The sequence below is a fragment of the Rhodococcus sp. M8 genome (assembly GCF_015654185.1).
Classification (GTDB): domain Bacteria; phylum Actinomycetota; class Actinomycetes; order Mycobacteriales; family Mycobacteriaceae; genus Rhodococcus; species Rhodococcus aetherivorans.
In genome coordinates, this window is record NZ_CP064065.1 from 3,163,438 (window position 1) to 3,190,253 (window position 26,816).

Annotated in this window: 25 protein-coding genes; 7 read left to right on the top strand and 18 right to left on the bottom strand. The window is 69.0% G+C overall.

The window, feature by feature from the left end; translation table 11 throughout:
* The gene (locus tag ISO16_RS14195; protein ID WP_072636413.1) at positions 1 to 897 is read left to right on the top strand and encodes an enoyl-CoA hydratase; all 897 of its coding nucleotides are present in this window, start codon (positions 1 to 3) and stop codon (positions 895 to 897) included.
* A 51-nt stretch (positions 898 to 948) separates the two neighbouring features.
* Positions 949 to 1,665, top strand: a complete 717-nt coding sequence (locus ISO16_RS14200; protein ID WP_072636414.1) for an SDR family NAD(P)-dependent oxidoreductase — start codon at positions 949 to 951, stop codon at positions 1,663 to 1,665.
* 3 nt (positions 1,666 to 1,668) lie between these two features.
* Here ISO16_RS14200 and ISO16_RS14205 read toward each other — a convergent pair whose 3' ends face one another.
* From ISO16_RS14205 to ISO16_RS14270, 14 genes are all read right to left on the bottom strand, one after another.
* Entirely contained in the window at positions 1,669 to 2,547 is an 879-nt protein-coding gene (locus ISO16_RS14205; RefSeq protein WP_029546416.1) for a TIGR03619 family F420-dependent LLM class oxidoreductase, read from the bottom strand.
* Positions 2,548 to 2,635: 88 nt separating this feature from the next.
* A complete protein-coding gene (locus tag ISO16_RS14210; RefSeq protein ID WP_072636454.1) occupies positions 2,636 to 3,757 on the bottom strand; it encodes a phosphotransferase family protein in 1,122 nt (373 codons plus the stop codon).
* Positions 3,757 to 5,046 (bottom strand): acyl-CoA dehydrogenase family protein, encoded by a 1,290-nt coding sequence (locus tag ISO16_RS14215; protein WP_072636415.1) that lies wholly within the window; start codon positions 5,044 to 5,046, stop codon positions 3,757 to 3,759. The genes ISO16_RS14210 and ISO16_RS14215 overlap by 1 nt, the downstream gene beginning before the upstream one ends.
* Positions 5,047 to 5,089: 43 nt before the next feature.
* Positions 5,090 to 6,232: a thiolase family protein gene (locus ISO16_RS14220; RefSeq protein ID WP_072636416.1), complete on the bottom strand. Its 1,143-nt coding sequence runs from the start codon at positions 6,230 to 6,232 to the stop codon at positions 5,090 to 5,092.
* Entirely contained in the window at positions 6,229 to 6,666 is a 438-nt protein-coding gene (locus ISO16_RS14225; RefSeq protein ID WP_072636417.1) for a Zn-ribbon domain-containing OB-fold protein, read from the bottom strand. The genes ISO16_RS14220 and ISO16_RS14225 overlap by 4 nt, the downstream gene beginning before the upstream one ends.
* Positions 6,663 to 7,151, bottom strand: coding sequence for a Zn-ribbon domain-containing OB-fold protein (locus ISO16_RS14230; RefSeq protein WP_072636418.1), 489 nt, complete (start codon positions 7,149 to 7,151; stop codon positions 6,663 to 6,665). The genes ISO16_RS14225 and ISO16_RS14230 overlap by 4 nt, the downstream gene beginning before the upstream one ends.
* Positions 7,148 to 8,335 carry a thiolase C-terminal domain-containing protein gene (locus ISO16_RS14235; protein WP_072636419.1) on the bottom strand — a complete coding sequence of 396 codons (1,188 nt, stop codon included), beginning with the start codon at positions 8,333 to 8,335 and terminating at the stop codon, positions 7,148 to 7,150. The genes ISO16_RS14230 and ISO16_RS14235 overlap by 4 nt, the downstream gene beginning before the upstream one ends.
* A gap of 100 nt (positions 8,336 to 8,435) precedes the next feature.
* Positions 8,436 to 9,248 (bottom strand): SDR family NAD(P)-dependent oxidoreductase, encoded by an 813-nt coding sequence (locus tag ISO16_RS14240; protein ID WP_006939870.1) that lies wholly within the window; start codon positions 9,246 to 9,248, stop codon positions 8,436 to 8,438.
* The gene (locus ISO16_RS14245) at positions 9,245 to 10,072 is read right to left on the bottom strand and encodes a mycofactocin-coupled SDR family oxidoreductase (protein WP_006939872.1); all 828 of its coding nucleotides are present in this window, start codon (positions 10,070 to 10,072) and stop codon (positions 9,245 to 9,247) included. The genes ISO16_RS14240 and ISO16_RS14245 overlap by 4 nt, the downstream gene beginning before the upstream one ends.
* Positions 10,073 to 10,156: 84 nt before the next feature.
* The gene (locus ISO16_RS14250) at positions 10,157 to 11,275 is read right to left on the bottom strand and encodes an extracellular solute-binding protein (RefSeq protein ID WP_072636420.1); all 1,119 of its coding nucleotides are present in this window, start codon (positions 11,273 to 11,275) and stop codon (positions 10,157 to 10,159) included.
* A gap of 94 nt (positions 11,276 to 11,369) precedes the next feature.
* On the bottom strand, positions 11,370 to 12,134 hold the full coding sequence (locus ISO16_RS14255; protein WP_029546425.1) for an SDR family NAD(P)-dependent oxidoreductase: 765 nt from the start codon (positions 12,132 to 12,134) through the stop codon (positions 11,370 to 11,372).
* Between the two features lie 125 nt (positions 12,135 to 12,259).
* Positions 12,260 to 13,330: an NADP-dependent oxidoreductase gene (locus ISO16_RS14260; protein ID WP_072636421.1), complete on the bottom strand. Its 1,071-nt coding sequence runs from the start codon at positions 13,328 to 13,330 to the stop codon at positions 12,260 to 12,262.
* Positions 13,331 to 13,390: 60 nt separating this feature from the next.
* A complete protein-coding gene (locus ISO16_RS14265; protein WP_072636422.1) occupies positions 13,391 to 14,878 on the bottom strand; it encodes a class I adenylate-forming enzyme family protein in 1,488 nt (495 codons plus the stop codon).
* Between the two features lie 274 nt (positions 14,879 to 15,152).
* The gene (locus ISO16_RS14270; protein WP_230304354.1) at positions 15,153 to 15,617 is read right to left on the bottom strand and encodes a hypothetical protein; all 465 of its coding nucleotides are present in this window, start codon (positions 15,615 to 15,617) and stop codon (positions 15,153 to 15,155) included.
* A gap of 275 nt (positions 15,618 to 15,892) precedes the next feature.
* Between ISO16_RS14270 and ISO16_RS14275 the strand changes: the two genes are divergently transcribed.
* Both ISO16_RS14275 and ISO16_RS14280 read left to right on the top strand, forming a co-directional pair.
* On the top strand, positions 15,893 to 17,233 hold the full coding sequence (locus ISO16_RS14275) for a YhgE/Pip domain-containing protein (protein ID WP_072636423.1): 1,341 nt from the start codon (positions 15,893 to 15,895) through the stop codon (positions 17,231 to 17,233).
* Between the two features lie 113 nt (positions 17,234 to 17,346).
* Positions 17,347 to 18,924: a bifunctional 3'-5' exonuclease/DNA polymerase gene (locus ISO16_RS14280; protein WP_072636424.1), complete on the top strand. Its 1,578-nt coding sequence runs from the start codon at positions 17,347 to 17,349 to the stop codon at positions 18,922 to 18,924.
* Here ISO16_RS14280 and ISO16_RS14285 read toward each other — a convergent pair.
* From ISO16_RS14285 to ISO16_RS14300, 4 genes are read right to left on the bottom strand one after another with little or no spacing between them, the layout of a single operon-like run.
* Positions 18,903 to 19,766, bottom strand: a complete 864-nt coding sequence (locus ISO16_RS14285) for a DNA-3-methyladenine glycosylase family protein (protein WP_072636425.1) — start codon at positions 19,764 to 19,766, stop codon at positions 18,903 to 18,905. The genes ISO16_RS14280 and ISO16_RS14285 overlap by 22 nt on opposite strands.
* Positions 19,763 to 20,350, bottom strand: a complete 588-nt coding sequence (locus tag ISO16_RS14290; protein WP_072636426.1) for a methylated-DNA--[protein]-cysteine S-methyltransferase — start codon at positions 20,348 to 20,350, stop codon at positions 19,763 to 19,765. Before ISO16_RS14290 ends, ISO16_RS14285 begins: the two co-directional genes overlap by 4 nt.
* Positions 20,347 to 20,838, bottom strand: a complete 492-nt coding sequence (locus tag ISO16_RS14295) for an RNA polymerase sigma factor (protein WP_072636427.1) — start codon at positions 20,836 to 20,838, stop codon at positions 20,347 to 20,349. Before ISO16_RS14295 ends, ISO16_RS14290 begins: the two co-directional genes overlap by 4 nt.
* Positions 20,825 to 21,322, bottom strand: coding sequence for a methylated-DNA--[protein]-cysteine S-methyltransferase (locus ISO16_RS14300; RefSeq protein WP_072636428.1), 498 nt, complete (start codon positions 21,320 to 21,322; stop codon positions 20,825 to 20,827). Before ISO16_RS14300 ends, ISO16_RS14295 begins: the two co-directional genes overlap by 14 nt.
* A gap of 389 nt (positions 21,323 to 21,711) precedes the next feature.
* Between ISO16_RS14300 and ISO16_RS14305 the strand changes: the two genes are divergently transcribed.
* The 3 genes from ISO16_RS14305 (at position 21,712) to ISO16_RS14315 (ending at position 26,811) form a co-directional block, all read left to right on the top strand.
* Positions 21,712 to 22,749, top strand: a complete 1,038-nt coding sequence (locus ISO16_RS14305; protein ID WP_072636429.1) for an AraC family transcriptional regulator — start codon at positions 21,712 to 21,714, stop codon at positions 22,747 to 22,749.
* Between the two features lie 338 nt (positions 22,750 to 23,087).
* Positions 23,088 to 23,993 carry a polyphosphate kinase 2 gene (ppk2, locus tag ISO16_RS14310; protein WP_072636430.1) on the top strand — a complete coding sequence of 302 codons (906 nt, stop codon included), beginning with the start codon at positions 23,088 to 23,090 and terminating at the stop codon, positions 23,991 to 23,993.
* 28 nt (positions 23,994 to 24,021) lie between these two features.
* A complete protein-coding gene (locus ISO16_RS14315) occupies positions 24,022 to 26,811 on the top strand; it encodes a cation-translocating P-type ATPase (RefSeq protein ID WP_072636431.1) in 2,790 nt (929 codons plus the stop codon).
* The last annotated feature ends 5 nt before the right edge of the window (positions 26,812 to 26,816 follow it).

Genomic DNA, 26,816 nt, shown 5'->3' on the forward strand with positions numbered 1-26,816 from the left:
ATGACCGACTACCAGTACCTGACCTACGAGTCCCTCGACGAGGGTCGCATCGTCCGCATCATGCTCGACCGCCCGAAGCAGCGCAACGCCCAGAACCGGGGCCTGCTCGTCGAACTCGCCAAGGCCTACGCACGCGCCGAGGCCGACGACACGGTGCGCGTGGTCATCCTGGGGGGCCACGGACCGTCCTTCTCGGCCGGGCACGATCTCGGCTCCTCCGACGACGTGCGCGAACGTACTCCCGGTCCGGACCAGCACGTCACCTACGCCTGCAACGGCGCCACCTACTCCGAGATCGAGATGCGCCACCACCAGGAGTGGCACTACTACTTCGAGAACACCCGCCGCTGGCGCAACCTTCGCAAGATCACCATCGCGCAGGTGCACGGAGCCGTGTACTCCGCCGCGCTCATGTTGATGTGGAGCTGCGATCTGATCGTCGCAGCCGAGGACACCACGTTCGCGGACGTCGTCGGCACCCGGCTGGGGATGTGCGGCGTCGAGTATTTCGCCCATCCGTGGGAGTTCGGTCTCCGCAAGACCAAGGAACTTCTCCTGACCGGTGACTGCCTCGATGCGGCCGATGCCCATGCCCTCGGCATGGTTTCGAAGATCTTCCCCGAGAACGAACTCGCCGACTCGACCCTCGCATTCGCGCGCCGGATCGCCCGGGTCCCTACGATGGCAGCCCTGCTGATCAAGGAATCGGTGAACCAGAGCCAGGACGCCGGCGGATTCCAGTCCGCCCTCGACGCGGGCTTCACCCTTCACCAGCTCAATCACGCCCACTGGTCCGCGCTGACCCGTGGCGAAACCTGCATCGGCACGGTCGAGCACGGGCTGGACGACTGGCGCGCGGCCCCCGAGATCCGGCGCGCCGACCCTCGCGTGCCCTGACCGCACCTCCCATCCCGATACCACCCGTTCGCACCTCGAAAGGCTCTGCCCATGAACGAGATGTCCCCCGCCCGCACCGTGATCGTCACCGGCGGCACCGGCGGCCTCGGCGCCGCGGTCACCCGCCACCTCCTCGACGCCGGCTGGCGGCTGGTGGTCCCCTGGTACGTCGAGGCCGAACTCGACCGCGTCGCTCCGCACCCGAACCTCGAGACGATCCGCGCCGATCTGTCCGACGAGCAGGACGTCGAGGCGGTCGTGGAGTGCGCGACGAAGGACGAGGCCCGGCCGCTGTACGGCGTGGTCAACCTCGTCGGCGGATTCGCTGCCGGCCGCCGGGTCCACGAAACGCCCATCGAGGTCCTCGAGGCCCAGTTGTCGATCAACCTCACGATCGCCTACCGCGTCATCCAGGCCGCCCTACCCGAACTCATCCGCCACGGCGGCGGGTCCGTGGTGTGCATCGGCTCCGCCGCCGCCGTCCGGCCCTTCCCGGGCGCCGCCACCTACGTCGCGTCCAAGGCCGCCGTCTCCGCCCTGGTCCAGGCGCTCGCAGTCGAATACGCCGGCGACAACATCCGCGTCAACGGTCTGCTGCCTACCATGGTCGACACCCCCGCCAACCGGGACGCAATGCCCGAGGCCGACCGCTCCAGCTGGGCCCGCCCCACCGACATCGCCGAGGTCATCGGCTTCCTGCTCGGTGATTCCTCGCGCGCGGTCAGCGGCGCGTCGATCCCGGTCGTGAACGTCGCAGGCTCGGACTGACTCTCACACCCGCGACGGTCCCACGCCCAGGCGATCGGCGGCCGCGGTCAGGAAGGCGCGGCGCTCTTCGGCGGAGTCGCCCTTCCAGACCGAGTCGGCCCAGACCACGAGGTCCTCGATGCCGTGGTCGCGGTACCGGCGCAGGTCCGCCGAAGTCGCCGCGTCGACGCGCACGTAGCACGGAAACTCGCCGATCCGACCGAATTCGCGCCGCAGCCTGCGAATCTCGTTCACCATCTCCACCGCCTGTCCGAAGCTCGGGGTGCCGGAGGAGAACCATCCGTCTCCCAGCCGCGCCGCGCGGGCAAGCGCCTTCGGGCCGTTACCGCCGTGGATGACGGGCACGTGCACGGGGCGAGGATGCAGTTGTACCTCATCGAACCGGTAGTGCTCGCCCTCATGGGAGAACGGCCTGCCCGACCACGCCTTCCGCAGGATGGTCACGCACTCGTCGGTGCGCGAGAAACGTTTGCGGAACGGCACGTCCAACGCTGCGAACTCCTCCTCGAGCCATCCGGCGCCGACCCCGAAGAGCAGACGACCGCCGCTGAGTTCCTGCACGGTGATGGTGGTGCGCGCAGTGTGCAGTGGGTGCCGCAGGGCAGTGACATACACGGCCGTGCCCAGTTTGATGCGGTTCGTGGTCGCGGCCACGGCCGCGTGCACCGCCCACGGATCCGTCAGCTCCGTCGACACATCGACGATGGGTCCCGTGTGGTGCTGCGCCGTCCCCGTCGAAGGGTGGCTGCTGGAGTAGGCGACCGGATGGAGCACGTGCTCCCCCAGCCACAATGCGTCGAATCCCAGGTCGTCGGCGCAGACCGCCAGTTCGACGAGTTCGGTGGGATTCATTCCGTATGCGCTCAGTCCGATGGAGGCCATGGGGTTCGCCTTTCGTGTGATCGATGGTGAGACGACTCGTCCGCGCGGTGGCCGGTGCCACCGCGCGGACGGGCGTGCGGAGGCGGGGTCAGGCGGGGAGCAGGCCGAGCGCGCGACGGACCAGGGGCGCGACGAATTCGCCGCGTTGACCCATCCGCGCGTCGGTGGTCTCGCCGCGCACGAACCGTGCATAGAGCTGCTGCAGAATGACCACGGTCTTCCAGCATCCGAACGCCTCGTACCAGTCGATGTTCGACAGGTCCAGATCGCTGCCGGCCGCGTACCGCGCGACCACCTCCACTCGCGACGGAAGGTCGAGGCCGTGCATACCGGGCACGACGATGAACGCCGCGTCCGAGGCCGGATCCACGGTCCGGTCCGGCCAGTAGTTGAGCAGCGTGCCCAGGTCGACCAGCACGTCCCCGGTCGTGGCCATGTCCCAGTCGAACACCGACTTGACCCGGTCCGGGTCGCCGTGCGGGAATTGGCAGTTGTCGACCTTGTAGTCATTGTGGACGATCCCGGCCCGCTGGCTTGCCGGAATCGCCGCGCGGATCCGCCGGGTCGCCTCGGCCACGAGCGCCGCGGTCTCGGCCGGGGCGTACTCGGCGACGGCGTCCCATCGTGCCGACCAGCCCTGCACCTGGCGCTCGAGGTAGCCCTCGGGCCGGCCGAGGCCCGCCAGGTCGCATGCGGCGGGGTCGACCGCATGCAGATCCGCGAGCGCGTCGATCACCGCGAAGCCGATCCGCCGGCCGGCGTCGTCGACGCCGGACATCGACTCGGGCACCGAATCCCACACCACGACACCGTCGCGGTACTCGGAGACGAAGAACTCGGCACCGACGACACTCTCGTCCGCACAGTGCAACAGCGCCCGGGGGGCGCGGTCGTACTCGCGGTGCAGCCGGGACAGCACCCGATATTCGCGGGTCATGTCGTGAGCGCCCCGAGCGAGCTGGCCGAAGGGCGGGCGGCGCACGACGAGGAGACGGTCGCCGAAGCCCACACGATAGGTGAGATTCGCCGAGCCGCGCGGGAACTGCAGGACGGAGAACTCCCCGTCGACGTCGTCGAGGTGCATCCGCAGGTATGCCTCGAGCGCGGCCCAGTCGAGGTCCTCCCCCGTCCGGACCGGCGCGACCTCCGTGCGCGGCTCCCCGACGTTCGAGGCCGACGGCTGCTCGCCGGACACGACCGAGCCCGTCATCACTGGGCTCCCACCGCGGGCAGGCCGAACTTGAGTTCGGCGGCCGCGTCGAGCGCCGGCAGGTGCGTCGTCGGGAACAGGCCCGACGCCGGCGTGGCGTTCTTCAGCAGCTGCTTGGCGATCTGCTGCTTGTGCAGCTCGGTGGCGCCGTCGGCCAGGCCCATGTGGTAGCTCTCGAGCAGCCACTTGCCGAACGGCATCTCCTTCGAGATGCCGAGGGAACCGTGCAGCTGGATCGCCCGGGACACGACGTTGTTGAGCACCTTGGGCATCACCATCTTCACGGCGGAAATGTCGGCGATGACCTTCTTGTAGTCGTCGAGTTCGTCGATCTTCCAGGCTGTCCGCAGGACGAGCAGGCGGAACTGCTCGAGCTCGGCCCACGACTCGGCGATCATGTCCTGCACCAACTGCATGTCCGCGAGACTCCGGCCGCGCGTCTCACGAGACACCGCGCGCTCGAGCATCATATCGAGCGAGGCGCGGACCAACCCGACGGTACGCATCGCGTGATGGATGCGTCCGCCGCCCAGGCGGGTCTGCGCGACGGCGAAGCCCTCGCCCTCCTCGCCGAGCAGGTGGTCGGCGGGCACGCGCACATCGGTGTAACGGATGTAGGCGTGGGTGCCCTCCGCCTCGTTATGTCCCCACACCCCGACGTTGCGGATGATCTCGATACCCGGGGTGTCCATGGGGACGACGAACATCGACGCGCGCTTCGTCCGCGGGGCGGCGGGATCGGTCACGGCCATCACGATCAGGAACGACGAGAACCGGGCGTGCGAGGAGAACCACTTCTCACCGTTGATGACGTAGTGGTCGCCGTCCCGGACGGCACGGGTGACGAAGCTGGTCGGATCCGAGCCGCCCCGCGGTTCGGTCATCGAATAGCAAGACATGATGTCGCCGTCGATGAGCGGGCGAAGGTACCGCTCCTTGAGTTCGGGTGTGCCGTAGTGCGCGAGGATCTCGGCGTTGCCGGAGTCCGGGGCCTGGCAGCCGAAGACCACGGGGCCACTGTGGGTGGCGCCGAGGATCTCGTTGAGCAGTGCGAGTTTGAGCTGGCCGTAGCCCGGGCCGCCGAGCTTCGGGCCCAGGTGGCACGCCCACAGGCCCTGCCCGCGCACGACGTCCTGCAAGGGCCGGATGAGCTTGTTCCGGGTGGGGTCGGTGACGTCCCATGCGTGCTCGACGACGCGGTCGACCGGGGCGACCTCCTCGTCCACGAATCGCTGCACCCAGTCCAGCTTCTCCTGGAACTGCGGATCGGTTTCGAAATCCCATGCCATATCAGTGATCTCCTACTCGGAAGGTGAAGTCGGGATGTGCCGCTCAGCGCGTGAGGACGGTGCAGGCGCTGATACCCGGCGCGCCGTAGACGTGGGTGAAGCCGACCTTCGGCTCCCCGGGGACCTGCCGGTCCCCTGCCGCGCCACGGAGCTGTACGACGTTCTCGTAGACCTGGCGCAGGCCGGTCGCGCCGATCGGCTCGCCGTTGGCCAAGCAGCCGCCGTCGGTGTTGACCGGGATCGAACCGCCGATCTCGGTGGCACCGGACCGGATGAGGGACTCCTGCTCGCCGTGCTTGCACAGCCCCGTCTCGGCGAGGTGCATGATCTCGGCTCCGGCCTCGGTGTCCTGGATCTGTGCGACGTCGACATCGCCGGGTTCGATGCCGGCGGCCTCGAACGCCGCGCGGGAGGCCGTGACGGTCGGGCCGTCGGCCCGCTCGGGTGACGTCCACGGACTGAACACCTCGAACGAGCCGAACTCCCTGGAGCGCAGTTCCGCGGACTCGAGAAACACCGGGGCATCGGTGTATTCGTGAGCCCGGTCCGCGCGGGCGAGGACGAGAGCAACCCCGCCCTCGGCGGGTGAGCAGAACATGTACTGCGTCAGCGGGTCGTTGACCATCGTGGAGCCGGCGATCTGCTCCTCCGTCATCGGCGTGCGGCGCCACGCGTGGGGGGCGAGCGCGCCGTTGCGAAACGCCTTGGCGGCGACTGTCGCGAGCAGCGACCTGGGCAGGTTGTGTTCGACGAGGTAGCGCTGGATCTTCATCGCGAAGAACTGGGTGGTGACCATCATGCCGCTCTCGCCGTACCAGCGGCCGATACCGTTGTCCTCGGGGCGGGCATTGAACGCGCCACGCGGATGTTTGTCGAACCCGACGACCAGGCCCAGATCGGACTCGCCGGAACGGATCCGGCTGACCGCGGAGGTCAGGGCACTGCCACCGGTCGCGCAGCCGTTCTTGACGTTGACGAACGGCAGCCCGGTCAGGCCCAGGGCAGAGACGAGCGTGTCGGCGTTGCCGGCCGAATCGCTGCCACCGTACGCGAACTGGATGTCCTTGAACTCGACTCCGGCGTCGGTGAGTGCCTGCCGTGCCGCATACGCGCCCTGCTCGAGCCCGCTCACGCCCTCCGTGCGGCCGAACTTGTGGATGCCGACGCCCACGATCGCGACCTTCATCGCTGCTCCTCACTGTTCGGGGCGAACGCGAACGTGACGATCTCGGTGCCGTCCTCGTCCACGTGGTTGACGATCGTTTTCAGCCGCATCGGCATGTCGATCCGCAACGCATCCGCATCGGCGACAGTCAGCCGCGCCTCGACGATCACGTCACCGAGGTCGACATAGCCCACGCCGAACGGTTCGAACGGCTCGACGCACACGAACGGGTGTTTCGGCGGGAAGGACTGCACGGTGTAGGACCATAGGGTGCCCTCGCGCGGCAGTTCGAGATCCGTCATCGCATTCCCGCCGCACCGCGGGCAACCGCTCTGGTACGGGAAGGTGACCGTGCCGCAGGACGGGCAGCGGGCACCCCGCAGCGCGGCCCCGGGGTTGCCGCCGACGAACAACTCCGGGTCGATGGGGCGCCGCGTTGCGGTGGAGGCGCTCATCGGCCGGCTCCATCCGTAACGGCCGTGCGTTCGGTGTCGATCTCCCACACCGGCAGCACCACAGGGTTGCCCGTCGCGTCGGTGCCGAGGTCCTCGAACACGCTACGCACGGGGGTACCGGCCGCGACGTCGATGCGGCCGGGCAGGTTGCCGATCAGCCGAACCCCGTCCGCCTCACCGTCGACGTCGACGACGATCACCGTGTACGGCACCGGAAACAGCGGATGGACCTGATGCTCGACGATCGTGTGGGCATAGACGGTGCCTGTGCGGGCGACCGGCTTCCAGCGCACCGACGTGCTCGCGCAGTACACACAACGCGGCCGGGGCAGGTGTATGCGGCGGCCGCAGTCCTCACAGGTGAGGATCGCGAGCTCTCCGTCCGCGGCGGCGTCGAAGAAGCCCTTGCTGCCGCGCTCGGTGACGAGGGGGCGCAGCCGGTCTCGCGTGGTGTCCGCCGGTACGGCGGTGCCGCGGGCGCTCATGCCGACACCAGGATCAGCGCGCTGGCCGCCGGCGGCGGCGCGGAGGTGACGAGGGAGACCCGGGCTCCCTCGACCTGGCTGGTGGAGGTGCCGCGGATCTGCCGCACTCCCTCCACGACGTGGTTCATTCCGTGGATGTATCCCTCGGACATGTGTCCTCCACTCGTATTGATCGGGATCGACCCGCCGAGGTCGATCTGCCCGTCGGCAAGGAAATCGCCGGTGTCCCCGCGCTTGCAGAATCCGTAGTCCTCGAGCTGAATCAGCGCAGTGATCGAATAGCAGTCGTAGATCTGTGCGACGTCGACGTCGGCCGGGCCGAGACCGGCCCGCGAGTACAGCGTCTCCTGGCACACCCTCGACGGCAGGGCGGTGATGTCCTCACGCATGAGCGTCGGGTACATGAGGCCCGGCTGCGGGTGCGGACAGGTGGACATCGCGACCGACCGGATCAGGGCCGGTGTCTGCCTCAGGTCCTCGGCCCGTTCGGTGGTGGTGACGACGACCGCGGCGGCACCGTCGGTCTCGAGGCAGTAGTCGTACAGACGCAGCGGCGACGACAGCATGCGCGAGTCGAAGTAGTCGTCGAGCGTCATGGCGCGCTCGTACATCTGTGCGGCCGGATTGGAGTTGGCGCGGCGGCGGGTTACCAGGGCGATCTGCGCGAGCTGCTCGGCGGTCAACCCCGTTTCGGTCATATAACGCTGCGCGACCAGGGCGAAGTACTGCCCCGACGACAGCAGGCCGTAGGGGCCGAAGAACTCCTCGAACGTCTCGTTGCCCCCGACCTCGGGGGTGGCGACCGGGGACAGACCGAAGCGACGGCCGGAGCGGCCGTTGAGGGAGCGGAACACCACGACGGTGGTCGCCTGCCCGCTCATGATCGCGGCGACGGCCTGCGCGACCATCGCGGCCGGGCCGGAGCCGCCCGGGCCGGCCTCGCCCCAGTAGGTCAGGTTCGGAACGCCCAGTCCGTCGGCCAGGGCCGCGCAGGAGACCAGGTCCATGTCGTTGCGGACGATGCCGTCGACATCGGCCGGGGTCAGTCCGGCATCGGAGAGGGCGTTCGCTGCGGCCTCGACGGCCAGGGCCGTGACCGACACGCCGGAGTCGCGGGAGTACTCCGTCGTGCCGATGCCGGCGATCGCGCAGGCATCCCTGCGCCAGGTGGGGTCGGTGGACATAGGCGGTCACCTCTGCGTAGCGCTCGCCGGGAAGCGGCGGGCGGATGGGTTCTGTCGTTTTCGGAATGCTCGAGGTCGAGGCCGGATTCCACCGGTCTCGTCAGTTCGCAGTCAAGCCGCCGTCCGCGGCAATCGCGGCTCCGGTCATGAACGAGGCGTCGTCGGAGAGCAGGAACGCGACCACCGACGCCATCTCGCCGGGGTCCGCGGACCGCGCCAGCGCCGTGTTCTCGACCACCCGGCTGCGCGTGGCCTCCGGCTCCGGGCCCTGCAGCGCGGCGGAATTCGCGCGCAGTCCGGTGCTCACCAGACCCGGGCACAGGCAGTTGGCCCGGATCCCGCGGTCGGCGTATCCCATGGCAACCGAACGGGTCAACTGCAGGACGCCCCCCTTCGACGCGTCGTAGCCGGGGGTGTTCAGATTCGTGGACACCAGCGACGCGACCGATCCGACGGTGACGATCGACCCCCCGTCCGCGTCGAGCAGGTGCGGAATCGTCGCGCGCAGCGGCAGAAATGTGCCGGTGAGGTTCACCCGCAGGATGCGCTCCCAGTGGCCCAGGTCCATCTCGTGCAGCATCGCGGTCCCGGAAATGCCCGCGCACGTGACCACCCCGTCCAGTCCACCGAACTCGGCGACGGCCGCTTCCACGGCCGCGGCGACGGAAGCCTCGTCGCCGACGTCGCACACCGACCCGATCACGGTGCCGCCGGCCGCGCGCACCGCGTCGGCGACCTCCACGGCCGCGTCCTCACGGGCGTCGGTGACCGCGACGGCCGCGCCCTCGGCGGCGAGGCGGTGTGCGACGGCCGCGCCGATTCCGCTGCCGCCACCGGTGAGGAACACCCGCCGCCCGGCGAGCCGCTGCGTCAGGTCCGCGGACGTCGTTCCGCTGGTCTCGGTGATCGTCACAGCCGCACCCCCATATCGACGGGGAGCGCGACCCCGGTGATGTACTGGGCCTCGTCGGAAGCCAGGAACAGCACCGCGTTGCTCAGGTGGGCCGCCGAAACCCACCCGACGCCCATCGGATTGCGGTTCTTGGAGCGTTCCCACAGGTCGTCCGGCCCCGGGTTCTCCAGATCCGGGCCGAAGATGCGGAAGGTGGCCTCGTTCAGCAGCATCGGGGTTTCGACGGCGCTCGGGTTGACGGTGTTCACCCGGATGCCGTGCGGGCCGAGTTCCGCGGCGAGCGTGCGCATCAGGCCCATGACGCCGCTCTTGGAAGCGTTGTAGTGGGCGATGTTGGCGGATCCGAGCATGGCCTGGATCGAGCTCGTGATGACGATCGAACCACCCCGGCCGGCCTCGATCATCGCCGGCACGACCGCCTTGACGGTATGGAAGGCGCCGGTGAGGTTGACGTCGAGCATGTCCTGCCACTCGGTGTCGCTGAGCTCCCACGTGGGACGGAAGCCGACGATGCCGGCGTTGGCGGCGACGATATCGATGTGGCCGAACTCTGCGAGGGCCTCGTCGACGACCGCGTCGAGCTGCTCCTGGCTGCGCACATCGGCGGTGCGTGCCAGTACGCGCCGCCCGGTCGCGGCGACCAGCGCCTCGGTCTCCTTCAGTTCCACCTCGGTCGGGAGTGGGTAAGGCACCGAGTCGATCTCGGTGCATGCGTCGAGGACGACGACATCCGCGCCCTCCTGAGCGAGCCGCAGCGCATGCGACCGGCCCTGTCCTCGGGCTGCGCCCGTGACGAGCGCAACCTTGCCTTCAACTCTTCCCATCGATCCGTCTCCTTCTCGGAATACCACTGGTTGTCGAGACCCGCTCGAGAGCGCTCGGTGAACGGAAGTCACTGCCGGCAGGGATCACTGGTTGAACAGCTGGCCGAACCGGACCTTCAGGGCCTCCAGCGCCTCGGGCGTCATCGCGCTCAGGTCCTGCGGCGCCACCGTGTCGATCGTCGTCACGGCCGACGAGACGTTCGGCAGCACGGCCGCGTTGCGGAACGAGAGCGCCTCCTGCCCGGCCGGGGTAACCATGTAGTTGGCCAGAAGCTGAGCAGCGTTGGGGTGCGGAGCTTTCGCCAGAATCGACGTGTACATCGGGGCCCCCCACACGAGCTTGTCGAACCCGCTGTCGACCGGTGCGCCGTTCTTTTTCTCCACCGTCTGGTCCTGGGCGAACACCGTCGCGGCGATCTCACCGGAGGCGAGGGCCTGCGCGACCGGCAGCGCGCCCGGGTAGATCCGCGGCTTCTGCGCGGCGAGCCTTTCGACGAAGCCCTCACCACCGACCTGCTCGAGGTAGCTGCCGTAGAAGTCGACGTGCGCGGTCGACGTCGGCAGCACGATACCGATCTTGCCGTCGGCAAGCGCCGGGTCGAGCAGGTCCTCATAGCTTTCCAGTCCCGCGGGGTACCGGTCGGTGTTCCAGCCGAAGGTCAGCACGGAGGCGCCGGTGACGAAGTCGCCGGACTCGCGCAGCAACGTGTCGGTGTCGTATTCGGAGGACGGGTCGGTGAAGGCCGGACCGATCGGCTCGGCGATCCCACCGGCGGCCGCGAGCTCGACGACCCAGGGTGAAGTGGCCTGGGTGACGATGTCGGCGACCTGGTTGCCGGTGTCCGCCTCCGCGCCGACCTTCTGGTGGATGTTCGCATCGACGTCGCGGACGACGTTCACGCGGATCCCGTAGTCCGCCTCGAAGCGGCGGCCGAGTTCGGCGAGGGCATCGGCCGCGTTCGAGGAGTAGATAGTTACCTCACCTTCCGCCTCGGCGGCCCCGACGATCTTCTGCCACGACTCGTCCCCGGCGGGTCCGGTCGCTCCGACGGCCTCTGAGGTGATGCGATCGTCACCACCCCCGCCGCACGCGGCGAGCAGCGTGGACACGACGGCGACGGCGATCACGGCGGTGGGTCGGGTGCGAGAGGACCGGCGACGGACGGTGCGGTCAGCGTGCGAGCGCCGGGAGGGAATACGCATGTGGGACGACTCCTGTCGAACGGTCGGCACGGCCGACGTAAAGGGGATCACCGCGTTCCGGCGATCACGGGTTCGCGATCACGGGTTCGCCCGATCAGGCGGTCGACGTCCGACCACCGTCGACCGGGATGATCGCGCCGGTGGTGTAGGTGGACCCAGGGCCGGCCAGGTACAAGGCGGCACCGACGATCTCGTCCGGATTCCCTGCTCGCTGCAGCGGCAGGGCCTCGAAGATCTCGTTGGCGTAGTCCATGTCCCATGCCTTGCTGATGTCGGTGAGAAACGCACCGGCCATGACCGTGTTGACGCGCACCGTTGGCCCGTACGCCTGCGCGAAGCCCTTGGTGAGGGCGTTCAGTCCCGCCTTTGCCGCGGCGTACGGCAGGTCGTTCGGCGTCGGGCGTTCGGCCGCGATCGAGCTGATGTTGATGATCGAACCGCCTGCACCGGCGGCCATCCGCGGCGCGATCAGTGCGGTGAGGCGGAAGGTGCCTTTGAGGTTGACGTCGATGACCTTGTCGAACAAGGCTTCCGACACCTGGTCCAGGCTCGGGTACAGCGGGGCCATACCCGCGTTGTTGACGAGGACGTCGATGCGGCCGAATTCCTCGTAGACACGTTCGACGAGCGGTTGATGAGCGTCCCAGTCACCGACATGGAAGGCCAGCGGAAGGGCCCGGCGACCGGTGGTCTCGGCGACCTCCGCGGCCAGTTTCTCGCAGCTTTCGACCTTGCGGCTGACAATCACGGTGTCAGCACCGGCACGGGCGAACGCGAGGGTCATCTCCCGGCCGAGGCCGCGGCTCCCGCCCGTGACGAGGGCGACCTTTCCTTCCAGTGGCAGCGCCTGGTCGGTCATCGTGTGACTCCTTCGGGTATGGGGCCGCACCGTGTGCTTCGGGTGCTGTGCCGGATTTTCGGTAGGTTCGGGGCCGGTACCGCAGCAGCGGTGCCGATCGAGGTGTGCTTTCGGGTTCGGTTCGGTCAGCCGCCGGCGGTGTCCGCGGCAAGCGGGACCACGGCCTTCCCGGTGGCGGTGCCGTCGAGCATGCCGAGGAATGCGTCCCACGCGCCCGCGACGCCACCGGTGAACTCGGTGTGCACCGAGCGAATCCGATCCGAGCGGACGAGACCGGCCATTTCCGACTCGAATTCGTCGCGGGCATCGAGGTGGTCGCCGAGCAGGAAACCCTCCATGCGCGCGCGCCGCCAGATCAGCTTGAGGAGATTGCTCGGGCCGGGTTGCGGCGCGGCCGCGTTGTAGATGCTGATCATTCCGCACAGCGCGATGCGGGCGTGATCGTTGATCACCCGGATTGCGGCCTCGAGATGTTCTCCGCCGACGTTGTCGAAGTACACGTCCACGCCCGTGACACCGAGTTCGTTCATCGCACGGCGCAGAAGGTCCTTGATCGGGCCGTCGTGGTAGTCGAACGCGGCGTCGGCTCCCAGGCTCCTCGTGAGCGCAACCTTCTCGGGCGACCCCGCACTCGCGATCACCGTGGCACCGCGCAGTTTCGCGAGCTGGACAACCGTCGAGCCGACCGCTCCGGCGGCCGACGACACGAACACGACATCGCCGGCCACGACGCGAGCGATCCGCTCGACGCCGACCCATGCCGTCATGCCGGGAATCCCCAACAGTCCCAAATGCATGGCGGGCGGGAGGTCGTCGTGCCGCAGGACACGGCACTCGGATGCCGGGACCAGCGAATGCTCCCGCCAGCCGTGGTCGTGCAGGACGAGAGCACCGACGGGGACGGCGCTCTTGGAAGACTCGGTGACGCGCCCGACGGTCGGGGCGAGCATCGGCTCGCCGATCTCGTAGGGCTCCGCGTAGGTGGCCTCGCCGCCCATGCGCCCCCGCATGTACGGCTCGACCGACATCACCAGGTTCGCGACGCGGACCTCGCCGGCTCCGGGAGCACCGATCGTCGTCGCCACGAGTTCGACGTCGGTGTCGCGTGGCCGGCCGCTCGGCCGGGCGCGCAGCACCCACGCCTGCTGAGTCGGATCTGCTGTGCCGGTGAGGTTCACGTCGGTCTCGTCCTCCATGTCGGATCGGGAACTGCGAAAGAGCTGATGAGCGCCCGGGGCGGTACCCGGAAGTGGCGGTCAGGCGACGGCGCAGATCCGGTCGACGAGGTCGCGCCGCACGAGCTTGCCGGTCGGCGTCCGCGGCAGCTCGTCGACGAACACGACGTCGTCCGGTGTGCGGGAGCCGCGCAGCCGCTCACGGCACCAGGCCCGGAACGACTGTGCATCGTCGTGAACCTCGCTGTTCGGCACGATCACCGCGCAGATCCGCTCGCCCCACTCGTCGTCCGGCACACCGATCACGGCCGCCTCACGGACCTGGCCGTGATGCACAAGGACGTCCTCGATCTCGGCCGGTGCGATGTTCTCACCGCCCCGAATGATGGTGTCGTCGGCGCGGCCGCCGATGTAGAGGAAGCCGTCCTCGATCCGGGCGCGGTCGCGGGTGGGGAACCAGCCGTGCGCGTCGAGCACCGAACCCTTGCCCATGTACTCGCCACTGACCTGTGCGCCGCGAACCCAGAGCAGCCCCGTCTCCCCCTCGGCGAGGACGGTCACGTCGTCGTCGTCCCGGACCTGGGCCTGCATCCCGGGAACGATGCGTCCCGCAGAAGCAAGCCGGCCGCGGAGGGCAGGGTCGGCGAACGCTGCCCGATGGTCCTCGGGACCGAGCACGGCGATCGTCGAACTGGTCTCGGTGAGACCGTAGGCATTCACGAAGCCGGTGTCGGGGAAGGCCGTCAGGGCCTTTTCGAGCACCGGCTGTGGCATGCGGGCTCCGCCGTACGCGAGAGACGCGAGAGACGGTGTGTCGGCGGGTGCGCCGTCGAGATGTTCCACGATGCGCGCGAGCATCGTCGGCACGACCATCGCGCTCGATACCTCCTCCTCTCGGACGAGATCGAGCCAGGCCCGGGGCGAGAAGTCGGGCAGATACACCATCCGACGGCCGGCGTAGATGTTGCTGAGCACCGCCCCCAGACCCGCGATGTGATAGGGCGGGGTGCTGACGATCGTCGCCTGTTCTTCTCCCGCAGAACCGAATTCGACGGTGTTGAGCAGATACGACAGCAGATGCCGGTGGCGCAGCAACACGCCCTTTGGCGCGGAGGTCGTCCCAGAGGTGAACAGCACGATCGCCGTGTCGTCGTCGGTCGAGCGATCCCCCGTCGCCCGCTCCGTCGTGCGTGCGAGCTCGTGGAACTGCGAGGGCGTGACGATCCGGTGCGAGAGCCCGGAGAGCTTGTCGACGTACACGTCGTCGGCGACGACGATCGGCTGGTCGAGCCGCTCGATCAGTTCGCGTAGCTGGTCGGCGCCGAGTCGGTAGTTCAGCGGCGCGAGCGGGATGCCGGCGCGCGCCGAGGCGAACATCAGGACCGGCAGAACGGGGCCGTTCACGCCCACGAAGACCACATGGCGGGCCCCGAGTTTCTCCAGGACCGTGGCTCCCCTCGACGCGATCTCGTCGAGCTGCCTGTAGGTAGTCCCATCGGCCCGGCGTCCCATTGCGAGCCGATCGGGTGTGGCCGACGACGCCATGTCCAGGACCATTGCGATGCCCATTTCACCACCTGTCTGAAAACATGCTCACGATGCGACGACCTCATCTGTGCTTCCGGCCGACGCCCTCCTCGAAGGAACAGGGAAGTGCTTCACGTCACTTCTCCCTCCCGATGTGAACCATAGCAACTATGGCAATATTTGTGAAGGTAATAGTAGTTCTGCGTCCCGGTGCGGCATAACCCCAGGAAGACGACCTGCCGAGACGGCAAGAGGCACTCCTGACGCAGCGCAGCCCTCCGACCATGAGGTCGAAGGGCTGCGTCAAGCCTCGGGCTCAGACATTTGTGGGCCTGACCAGTTTCGTGGTGTCCACCGGCGCCGCAACCCGCGGCAGCTTCACCAGCGCCAGCATCACTCCTGCCACGAGCAGGCACCCGATCGGGAAATACAGGCCGATGGTGACGTCGTCGGCGGTGGCGTTCTTACCGATGACGTACGGGCCGAAGAACCCGCCCATCGCGGCGATGGTGTTGATCGCGGCCAGTCCCACCGCCGTCCCGGCGCGAGTGAGCACGCGGGAGGCCATCGCCCAGTACGGAGCCAGGTAGCCGAGCACGCCGATCGCGGTCATGGACAGGAAGCCCAGCGCCACCCACGGGGTGTCGACGAACATGATCGTGCCGAACAGCCCGACCGCGGCGAGCACCATCATCGCGACCACGTGGAACTTGCGTTCGCCGGTGCGGTCCGAGTTGCGGGCGACCAGCACCATGCCGATGCCGCCGATCAGGAACGGCAAGGCGCCGAGGAAGCCGATGTTCGTCGGCGCGCCCTGCGGGATGAACAGCGAATGTATCGCTCACTCGATCAGACCGACAGCACGATACATTCGCTCACTCGGCCCCCAGTGTGCCCATGAGTGAGCCATCTCGCGCGAGAGGCGGGGACGTGTCTCCTGCCACGAGTGGGCCGAGTAGGGCGCTTATCTGCTCACGGGCGTGCACAATTGAGTGGCCGGCCCGTTCCGACCGGCCACCCGCACTACCCGACTGCACGCACCATGGAAGGCCCGGAATGAGTTCGACGGAGATCAGCGCCGACCCCCACGCCGGCACACTGCGCAGCCCCCGCTTCTGGCTGGTGCCGGTCGTCGTGGTGACCGCCGTGATGGCGGCCCTGGCGGCCCTCTACATCGGCAGCATGATCAATCCGGCCGACAATCTGCACAAGTTCCCGGTCGCGATCGTGAACCAGGATGTCGGCGACGTGCTCCCCGGTTCGGATCAGCAGCGCAACCTCGGCGCCGAGATCACCGCCGCCATCGCCGACGGGGTCGATCCGGAGGAGATCGATCTGCAACAGGTCGGGATCTCCGCGGCGACCTCGGGACTCGATTCGGGCCGGCTCTACGGGGCGATCGTGATTCCGAGCGACTTCACCAAACGCACGTCGATTCTTGCGCAGGGCAGCGTGATCCCCGGCGACATCGAGAAGCCGATCATCACCGTCTACACCAACCCACGCACCGGCACCTTCGGCAAGGGCATCGTCGAGTCGATCGCCGACCGCGCCCTGACCACCGTGAACACGACCGTCGGGGAGCAACTCACCACCACGGTCACCGATACCCTCGCCACCAGCGCCCCGGATCTGCAGTTGTCCGGCGGAAGCCGCTTGGTGCTGGCGGATCCGATCGACATCCGCTTCGTCGAGCACAAGCCCCTGCCCGACGGCACCGGACTGGGCCTGTCCGCGTTCTACTACACGCTGCTGCTCATCCTCGCGGGCTTCACCGGCGCCACCATCGTCAACTCGCTCGTCGACAGCGCCCTCGGCTTCGTCCCCACCGAGTACGGGCCCTGGTACGTCGACCGGAAGACGGCGCACCTGTCGCGGTTCCGGGTCCTGCTCGTGAAGTGGGCGATCATGGTGATCCTGGCACTGATCGTCTCCGCGCTCTACCTCTGGATCGCCACCCTGCTCGGCATGCCCGTGACCCGCGCCCTGCTGCTGTGGGAGTACGGCGCCCTCGCGATCACCGCCGTGGGTGTCACCTCGATCTCGGTGATGGCCGTGTTCGGTTCCGCCGGACTGCTGGTGAACCTGTTGATCTTCATCATCCTGGGCCTGCCGTCGTCGGGGGGCACCGTGCCACTCGAGGCCATGCCGCCGTTGTACTCGTGGCTGTCGACGTTCGAACCGATGCACCAGGTGTACATCGCGACCCGGGCCATCCTGTACTTCGACGGCAGCGGGCCGGCGGGTCTGACCCGGGGCGCCCTGATGACGCTCCTCGGACTCGGCATCGGCCTCGTGCTGGGTGGGGTGGTGACCCGGATCTACGATGTGCGCGGATTCCACCGCCGCAGCGACGCGGAACCCGCACCCGTCCCATCCGCCCTCGCCTCGGCCTGAGGACGCGAAAGACAGGACCCCGCTGCTCCTCGAGGGCAGAGCAGCGGGGTCCCAGGTCTCGAAGGTAGCGTTCCGATTCCGCCCGGCCCAGCCGCGCCGGGGTGAAACGGGGGATGAAATCGCCCGGGGTGCAGACTGGACGGGTGCGCACCGTACTGGTTCCCGACACCGCCGGCGGGCAGCCGCCCGGCGGATGGACCGTTCCGGTCGGCGCCGACGGGCGACCGCTCGCCGCGGCCGAACACCACGACGACCTCGCGACGGCCGTGCGGACGCTCGAGGCGGCGGATCCGCCGCGGTGGATCTGGACCGGCACCGCGACCGTGTACCCCGCCCTGCTTCGCGCCGGGATCCGGGTGCGCCGATGCCACGATCTGGCGTCCACACGCGCGATCCTGAACGTACGCGCCGGGATTCCCGCACCACCGGAACAACAACCGGTCGACGAGCGTCCCGGGCTGTTCGACGTCGCCCCCACCGTCGACCCCGAGACCGTGCTCGCCGAGTTCGCGCGGCAGCGCACCGAACTCGCCGGCAATGCCCGGCTCGAACTGCTCGTCGCCGCCGAATCGGCGGGCACGCTGGCCGCCGCGGAGATGGGTTTCGACGGGTTGCCGTTCTCCGCCGACGACCACCGCCGGGTGCTCGAGCGCACCCTCGGTCCGCGCCCCGCCGACGACGGGCTGCCGCCCCGGATCGCGGAACTGAACGCACGGATCGGCGAGGTGTTCGGTCGTGCGCTGAATCCGGCCTCGCACAACGAGATTCTCGAGGCGTTCCGCCGCGAAGGCATCGACCTGTCGTCCACCCGCAAATGGGTGCTGCGCGAACTCGACCATCCGGCGGTGCCGCTGCTCTTGCAGCACCGGGATCTGTCGAAGCTGCACAGCACGAACGGCTGGCAGTGGCTCGACGCCTGGGTGCGCGGCGGCCGGTTCCATCCGGTCTATGTACCCGGCGCCGTGGTGTCCGGGCGCTGGGCGAGCCGCGGCGGTGGGGCCCTGCAGATCCCGAAGGCGCTGCGGTCGAGCGTGATCGCCGAGCCCGGGCACGTCTTCGTGATCGCCGACGCCGGCCAGCTCGAACCGCGCATCCTGGCCGCGATGTCCGGCGACCCGCGGATGACGGCGGCGGCGGGCGGCGACGACCTGTACGCACCGGTGGCTGCGGCCGCGTTCGGCGGCGACCGGGCGAAGGCGAAGGTGGCCGTGCTCGGCGTGCTCTACGGTGCGACGGCCGGCGAGTCACGTGCGATGCTCACCCTGCTGCGCAGGAGCTTTCCCGAGGCGGTGGAGTTCGTGGAACGCGCCGCACGTGCCGGTGAGCGCGGTGAGGTGGTGCATTCGTGGCTCGGCCGCGCGTGCCCGCCGCCGGGTGCCGACTTCTTCGCGCACGGCGACGCGCGGGCGCGGGGGCGGTTCACCCGCAACTTCGTCGTCCAGGCGACGGCCGCCGAATGGGCGCTGTGCGTGCTGGCCGATCTGCGCCTGCGCCTGGCCGCCGACGACACCGGCGAACTCGTCTTCTTCCAGCACGACGAGATCGTGGTGCACACCCGCACCCCGGAGGCCGCGACGGCGCACCTGTCCGCTGCGGTGGAGTCGGCGACCCGGCTTTTGTTCGGTGACACGAAAGTGCTTTTCCCCATGCATGTCTCGATACGGGACCGTTACGGAGAGGGCGAGCCGTAGGCGGCGTGCGTCCACAGGTGGAACGCGGCGTAGGCCCGCCACGGACTCCACTGCCGGGCCCGGGCCGTCGCCTCGCGGGCAGAACCCACGCCGAGGGCCCTGCGCAGCACCAGATCTCCGGCGGGATACGCGTCACGGTCCCCGAGGACGCGGACGGCGAGGTAGTCCACGGTCCACGGCCCAATGCCGGGCAGTGCCGCCAGATCGGTGCGGAACCGCACCGGTTCGGCCGGATCGAGCCCGTCAGCCGCGGCGCGAGCGAGCGCCAGCACGGTCCGCACCCGTGCCCGGGTGAGCCCCACCGCACCCTGCACCTCGCTGGCATCCGCGGCGGCGAGCCGCTCCGGGGTCGGAAAGCAGCGCATATCACCGGATCCCTGATCTCCGTAGCGGGCGACGAGCCGGCCGGCGAACGTGGCGGCGGCGGCGACGCTGACCTGCTGACCCAGCACGGTCTGGACGGCGGTGTCGAACCAGTCCGTCGTCCCGAGGACGCGCAGTCCCGGCCGGGCCGCCACCATCGGGCCGAGCTGCGGATCGGCGCCGAGCGCCGCGTCGATCACGGCCGGCTCGGCGTCGAGGTCCAGCCACCGCCGGACCGACTGCTCGACCTCGGGCAGGTCGCGGCGGTCCGCGTCGATCCGGACGGGCACGTGCTCGGCGTCGGGCCGGGGCCGGATCGCGACCACCGCCGGGCCGTGCCGGCCCCGCACCGACCGCACGTGCGTGCAGGTGGCCGCGTCGTGTCGTTCGAGGCCGGCGACGGTGTGGCTGCGCAGGGCCGCCAGCATCGGGGCGGTGGCCAGCGGCGGCGTCACCGCCAAACGCAGGGCGACGCTCACGCCGCGGCCTCGAGCCGCAACAGGGCGCGCTTGACGTCCACTCCGCCCACGTACCTGCCGAGGTCTCCGTCGCTGCGCACCACCCGGTGGCACGGCAGGACGACGGGCAACGGATTCCGCGCGCACGCCGTACCCACCGCCCGGACGGCACGGGGGCTGCCGGCCACGGTCGCCACCTCGGCGTAGCTGGCGGTACGGCCGTAGCCGATGCGCGGCAGGTGCGTGATCACCTCGCGGCGGAAGCCCCTGGCCAGGCGCAGGTCGAGCGGCAGGTCGAACGCGGTGCGGGCGCCGCGGAAGTACTCGTCGAGCTGGCGGGCGGCGGCGTCGAGCCGAGCGGGCGCGGCGAGGATGCGCGGGCTGATGTCGGCGGCGAGCCGGGCGAGGACCGCCTCGTGATCCTCGGCGGCGTAGGCGACGCGCACGAGGCCGGCGGGGGTGGCGGCGAGCAGCAGCGGTCCCACGGGGGTGTCGACGATCCGATAGGCGACGTCGAGCAGGTCGGCGGCCTCGGCGTCGAGGATCAGCCGCGCGTGCAGGCGCGTCAGGTCGGCAGCATCGACAGGCGACGATTCGAGCGTCATGACGGTTCCTCCGTCAGGTAGCGGCGGCGCAGCGCGGCCCGGCCGTCGGCGGCGGCGCGGCGCGCGGCGTCGGTGGAGTTGCCGAGGATCGCGGCGATCTCGGCGTAGGGCAGGCCGACGACGTGGTGGTAGACGACAGCAGCGCGCTGAGTGAACGGCAGCGCGGCGACCGCCGACCACAGGTCGTCGTCGGGCTCGGGCATCCCGGAGGTGAGGGGGCGTTCCGGCAGGGCGGCGACGGGCACCGGTGTCCGCGCCCGGGCGCGGTGGACGTCGACGGCCTTGCGGTGCGCGATCGTGACGAGCCACGCCTCGACGTTGCTGCCCGGACGCAGCGCCGGATAGGCGCGCAGCGCGGCAAGGAACGTCTCGGACCACGCGTCGTCGGCGTCGACCGGACCGAGCAGCGCGCGGCACACCCGCAGGACGGTGGCACCGTGCTCGGCGACGACCCGCTCGAACGGCGGCAGCGGGTCAGGGGACGGCATGGGTCACCTGCGCCTCCCGGTCGAGCAGGTGGCGCTTGCGGGCGAGACCCCCGGCGTATCCGGTGAGGCTGCCGTTGCGGCCGATCACGCGGTGACACGGCACGACGATGCTGACGGGGTTGCGGCCGTTCGCGGCGGCCACCGCACGCACGGCCGTGGGGTGCCCGACGGCGGCGGCCAGGTCCGTGTAGGTGCACACCGTGCCATATGCGACGGTCCGCAGCGCCTGCCAGACGCGGAGCTGGAAGGCGGTGCCGTGCAGTGCCAGGGGCACGGTGAACTCGGTGCGCTGCCCGGCGAAGTACTCGGCGAGCTGCTCGGTGACCTCCTCGAAGCCGGCCGCCGCGGCATCTCCGAAGGTGCGCGGGCCGGGCCGGTGCCGGTGTTCGGCGAGGTACAGGCCACTGAGTGCCCCGTCCGTCCGTACCAGGGTCAGCGGTCCGATCGGTGAGTCGACGACCGTGTGGGTTCGCGTCGCGTTCACGGGGTTGATCCTTCCATCCGGCGTATACGAGGTAGACGCGTCGGCGGACGGAAATGTGAGAAATCAGCGATCCGAGATGCAGTTCACACGGGCGGGGATGGAATACCCGGGACAGGGGCGGTGTTGAAGAGTTCGGATCGGCACGCTCCGTGTCCCCCGGGCTCAGTTATTTTGCCTTTGCAGAGTTCCGTCCGGCTGGAGCTGCATTGCGCCTTTCGCCGTGAGGCGACCGGACGTGCCGGTCCTTTTTCTTTCTTCCTGTCTCGGCGGGCGTGACCCGTCCCAGCACCGGGCGAACCCGCGGTCGCGGCGTCGAGCCTCTCGGCCGACGCCGATATAGTCGTCATCACTCGTCGCGTGGCTTATCGATTCGGGACAGGAAGCGGCAGTTGAAGCCTCTCGCACGCTATGCCTCACTGAACAACTACGTCGAACTCGCCCACTCGCTGGGCCTGGACCCCGCCTCTCTCGTCAGGAGCGCGGGGCTGGACCCGGCCGGCCTGAGCCTGCAGGACCGCTGGGTGCCGGCAGCGACGATCGCCGAGTTGCTCGAACGCTCCGCCGCCGAGTCCGGCCGGGACGACTTCGGTCTCGCCCTCGCCGAGCGCCGGCGATTCTCCAACCTCGGCCCGCTGAGCCTGGTCATCCGGGAGGAACCGGACGTCCGCAGCGCGCTGAAGGTCCTCATGCGCTACGAGCACATGTACAACGAAGCGCTACGCATCCGATTGAACGAACACCGCGGTGTCGCGACCCTCCGGCTCACCCTCGACCTGGGGAAACCCGGGACCTTCCGCCAATCTGTCGAGCTCGCCGTCGGAGTTCTGCACCGATTGCTGCAAGGCTTCCTCGGGCCGGCCTGGCAGCCCGTCACCGTGTCGTTCACCCATCCCGCCCCGCGCAACATGCGCACGCACCTCCGGACCTTCGGACCCGTCGTCGAATTCGAGCAGGACTTCGACGGAATCACCCTCTATGCCAAGGACCTCGACGCCCCCAATGCGATGTCCGATCCGCTGTTGCGACCCTACGCCCAGCAGCTCCTGGATTCGATGCATGCCCCTCGTGAGGCGACGACGCTCAATCGCGTCCGCGAGCTGATCGAACTCCTGCTTCCCACCGGTCGTTGCTCGATCGAGCAGGTCGCTCGCAGCCTGGGGGTGGACCGCAGGACGGTGCACCGCAGACTCGCCGAGGAAGGCCACACCTTCTCGTCGCTCCTGGATTCGGTCCGCGCCGAACTGGCCGGGCACATGGTCGGCAACCGGCGCTACTCCCTGACGGAGGTCTCCGAGCTGCTCGGATTCTCCTCGCCCGGCAACTTCTCGCGCTGGTTCCGGACGCGCTTCGGCTGCACCCCGAGTCGCTGGCGCGCCGGAGACTCGTCGTCGGAACAGATCCAGGCACGTCACATCGAAACGACCTGACGTGATGCCGAAGCTCGACCCGTCCACTCGCGCCCGCGAGCCGGCAGGCCGGGGACGCCGGCATGAGCCCCCGCCCTCGTAATCGGCCGCCCTCGCAATCGACACAGCGCCGACCATCCGCCGCAAAACGCGACATGCCCTGCACGGTTGGGAGGAGAATCCCACCCATGCACGCCATCGACGGAACACGCGAGCGCGACGTCCGGCGATTCCCCCTCGATTCATACGCATCGTCCGCACCTCCGGTGCCGGACTCGAGAACTCGACGTCGGGTCGGAAAGGTCCCGAGCCGGCCCCGGGCATGATCCATCGGATTCCTGGTAGCAGGAGATACAGCTGTGGGATCGAAATCCGCACCCTCGAAATCGAAGAAGAAAAAGAAGAAGGGCACGGCGCACAGCGACGCGAAGCGCGGGCCGCAGCAGCATGCTGATACCGGCGAATTGCACGCGCCGACCGTCGAGTTCACCCCACCGATGAAGAACAAGGAGTACCGGCGTCTGCTCAGACCGCTGCACGCCGAGCTCGTCGCGGTGCAGGAGTGGGTGAAAGCGTCGGGCGCGAAGATCTGCATCGTGTTCGAGGGGCGCGACACCGCCGGGAAGGGTGGGGTCATCAAGGCGATCACCGAGCGGGTGAGCCCTCGGGTGTTCCGCGTGGTCGCGTTGTCCGCACCGACCGAGCGGGAGAAGACGCAGATGTATGTGCAGCGGTATCTGCCGTATCTGCCCGCCGGTGGTGAGGTCGTGATCTTCGACCGCAGCTGGTACAACCGTGCCGGTGTGGAACGGGTGATGGGGTTTTGCACCGAGGAGGAGTCGCACCGCTTTCTCCAGCTCGTTCCGGCGTTCGAACGCGCGATGGCGGAGTCGGGGGTAATCCTGCTGAAGTACTGGCTCGAGGTGAGCGAGGAGCAACAGACGCTGCGTTTGCAGAGCCGGATCGACGATCCGCGCAAGATCTGGAAGCTGTCGGACCTCGATCTGCAGTCGTACAGCCGGTGGTACGACTACTCACGGGCGCGGGACGAGATGTTCCGCTTCACCGACACCGGCTGGGCACCGTGGTATGTCGCCAACAACGACGACAAGAAGCGCGGGCGGCTCAACATCATCTGCCATCTGCTGAGCAAGATCCCCTACGAGCCCCTGGAAGGTCCCGACATCACCCTGCCGGCGCGGCAGAGCCCCGACGGTTACCGGGTGTCGACGCAACCGCTGCACTGGATCCCCACTCCCTACTGACGTCCGCGCCGGGAAGGACCTGCCAGTCATGGCCTCGACAGAACGCACGCCGAAACGGACGGACACCCCCGCGACAGGGCAAACGCAGACGACGTGGCACGCCCAGAGTGCCGACGTCGTGGTGTCCGCACTGGCCACCGACACGCAGACCGGACTGACGAGCGACGAGGTGGGCGAGCGTCGTCGACGCTACGGGTCCAACAGCATCGTCTCCGAACCCGCACCGTCGGCACGGGCGCTCGCGCTGCTCCAGCTGAAGGACCTGATGAACCTGATGCTGGTCGCGGTGGCGGTCGTCAGCGTCGTCATCGGGGAGATCCCCACGGCGATCATCGTTGCCGTACTCGTCGGACTGAATGTGGTCCTGGGCACCCGGCAGGAGTTGAAGGCCCGCGCCAGCGTCGACGCGCTGGCGAAGATGCAGACCCCGCAGGCGCGGGTGACCCGGGACGGGACACTGGTTCAGCTCGCCGCCACCGACCTGGTGCCGGGCGACGTCGTGCAGCTCGAGGCGGGCGACATCGTCCCCGCGGACGGGCGGCTGCTCACCTCGGCCACCCTCGAGACGCAGGAGGCGGCACTGACGGGCGAGAGCGCCCCCGTCCCGAAGGATCCCCAGACTCTCGGCGCCGCCGACGTCCCCCTCGGCGACCGCAGCAACATGGTCTTCCAGAACACCTCGGTCACCCGCGGCACCGCCACCATGGTGGTCACCGAAACCGGCATGCACACCCAGATGGGCCGCATCGCCTCGATGCTCTCGGCCGTCACGCCGAGCAAGTCGCCGCTGCAACGCGAACTCAATTCGCTCACCAAGATGCTCGGCATCATCGCGTGGACCGCGGTCGCTCTCATCGTCGTCCTCGGCGTGATCCGCGGACAGAGCCTGGCCACGGTCTTGCTGCTGGGCATCTCCATGGGGGTCTCCGCGATCCCGACCGGCCTGCCGACGTTCGTCCAGGCCATGCTCGCCTACGGCGCCCGCCAGCTGGCCGAGGCGAAGGCCGTCGTGAAGAACCTCACCGACGTCGAGACCCTCGGCGCCACCAGCGCGATCAACTCCGACAAGACCGGCACGCTGACCATGAACCAGATGACCGTGCGGTCCCTGTACTTCCACTGCCGCTGGTACACCGTCGACGGCGAGGGATACAGCAAGTCGGGGCGCATCACCCACGTCGCGGGCGAGGCGGCCCCCGACTTCACCCTGCTCGCCTACGGGCTGTGCCTCGACAGCGACGCCACCGTCTCCGACACCGGACAGGTGGTCGGCGATCCCACCGAGGCCGCCCTGGTGGTGCTCGCCGCGAAGGTCGGCGTCGACGCTCCCCAGACCCGGCGGACGTATCCCCGCGTCGCCGCCGTGCCGTTCGACTCCGCGTACAAGTTCATGGCGACGTTCCACCACCTACCGGTCGACGGCACCACCCGATTCGTGGAACTGGTCAAGGGCGGACCGGACGTCGTTCTCGCGCGGTGCACGAACGCCTTCCGTCCCGGCCGGCAGGCGGTACCGATCGGCGACGTCCGGCAGGAACTGCTCGCGGCGAACCAGGCCATGTCCGAGAAGGGCCTGCGCGTCCTGGCGTTCGCAGCACGCCTGCTCGACGGGCAGGAGCCGGCCGTGAACGCCGACCCGATGGCGTTCGTCGAGGACCTCACGTTCGTCGGTATGGTCGGCATCATCGACCCACTCCGGCCGGAGGCCATCGAGGCCGTGCGCACCGCCCACGAGGCCGGCATCGACGTCCGCATGATCACCGGAGACCACGCGATCACCGCATCCGCCATCGGCGCCGAGCTCGGCCTCGGGCCGGGCGCGATCGGCGGCGCCGAGCTGCAGGCCATGTCGGACGAGGAACTGACGGCAGCACTGCCGAACCTCCACGTGTTCGGTCGCGTCACCCCGCAGGACAAGCTCCGTCTCGCCGGCGTCATGCAGAAGGCCGGCGCGGTCGTGGCGATGACCGGCGACGCGGTCAACGACGCGGCCGCACTGAAGAAGGCCGACATCGGGGTGGCCATGGGCTCGGGCAGCGAGGTCACCAAGCAGGCCGGCAAGATGGTGCTCACCGACGACAACTTCGGAACGCTGATCACCGCGATCCGGTTGGGCCGCAATATCTACGAAAAGATCGTCTCCTACATCCGTTACCAGATGTCGAAACTGTTCTCCCTGGTGCTGCTGTTCCTCGTCGCGAGCATCTTCGACATCAACGACGGGGTGGCGCTGACCCCGCTGATGGTGCTGTTCCAGCACTTCTTCATCACCCTGTTCCCGGTCGCGGTCATCATGCTCGACCCGCCGCCGCCCGACCTGATGAACAAACCGCCCCGCGACCCCGAGATGCCGATCGCCAACCGGAGCGCGTTCACGCAGTGGCTGGCCTACGGCATACTGCAGTTCGCCGTCACCCTCGCCGCGATGCTCCTCGCCCCGGGCGAGATGAGCACCACCGAAGCGAACGTCCCCATGACCACGGCGTTCGTGGTACTGTCCTTCGGATCCGTCCTCGCCGGACTCGTCATGCGGCGCGATCCGGAGTCCGGCCTGGAGGCACCGATACTCGGGGCGCTGAAGATCCTGTCGATTCCCGTCGTGGTCACCGTATTCGCCGTCGAAATCGGCTTCCTCCAGGAACTCCTGATGACCACCTCGCTGACCGGGGGCCAGTGGCTCGCCTGCCTCGGCTGGGCGCTGATCGTCCCGATCGTCGTCGAGGCGGAGAAGGCGCTTCGCCGCCGTCGTCGATCGGGACCGCCGCCAGTGCTTCCGCCCGAGGCCGCAGTCGGCCCGCAACGAGCAGGCGCGCACTGACGTCG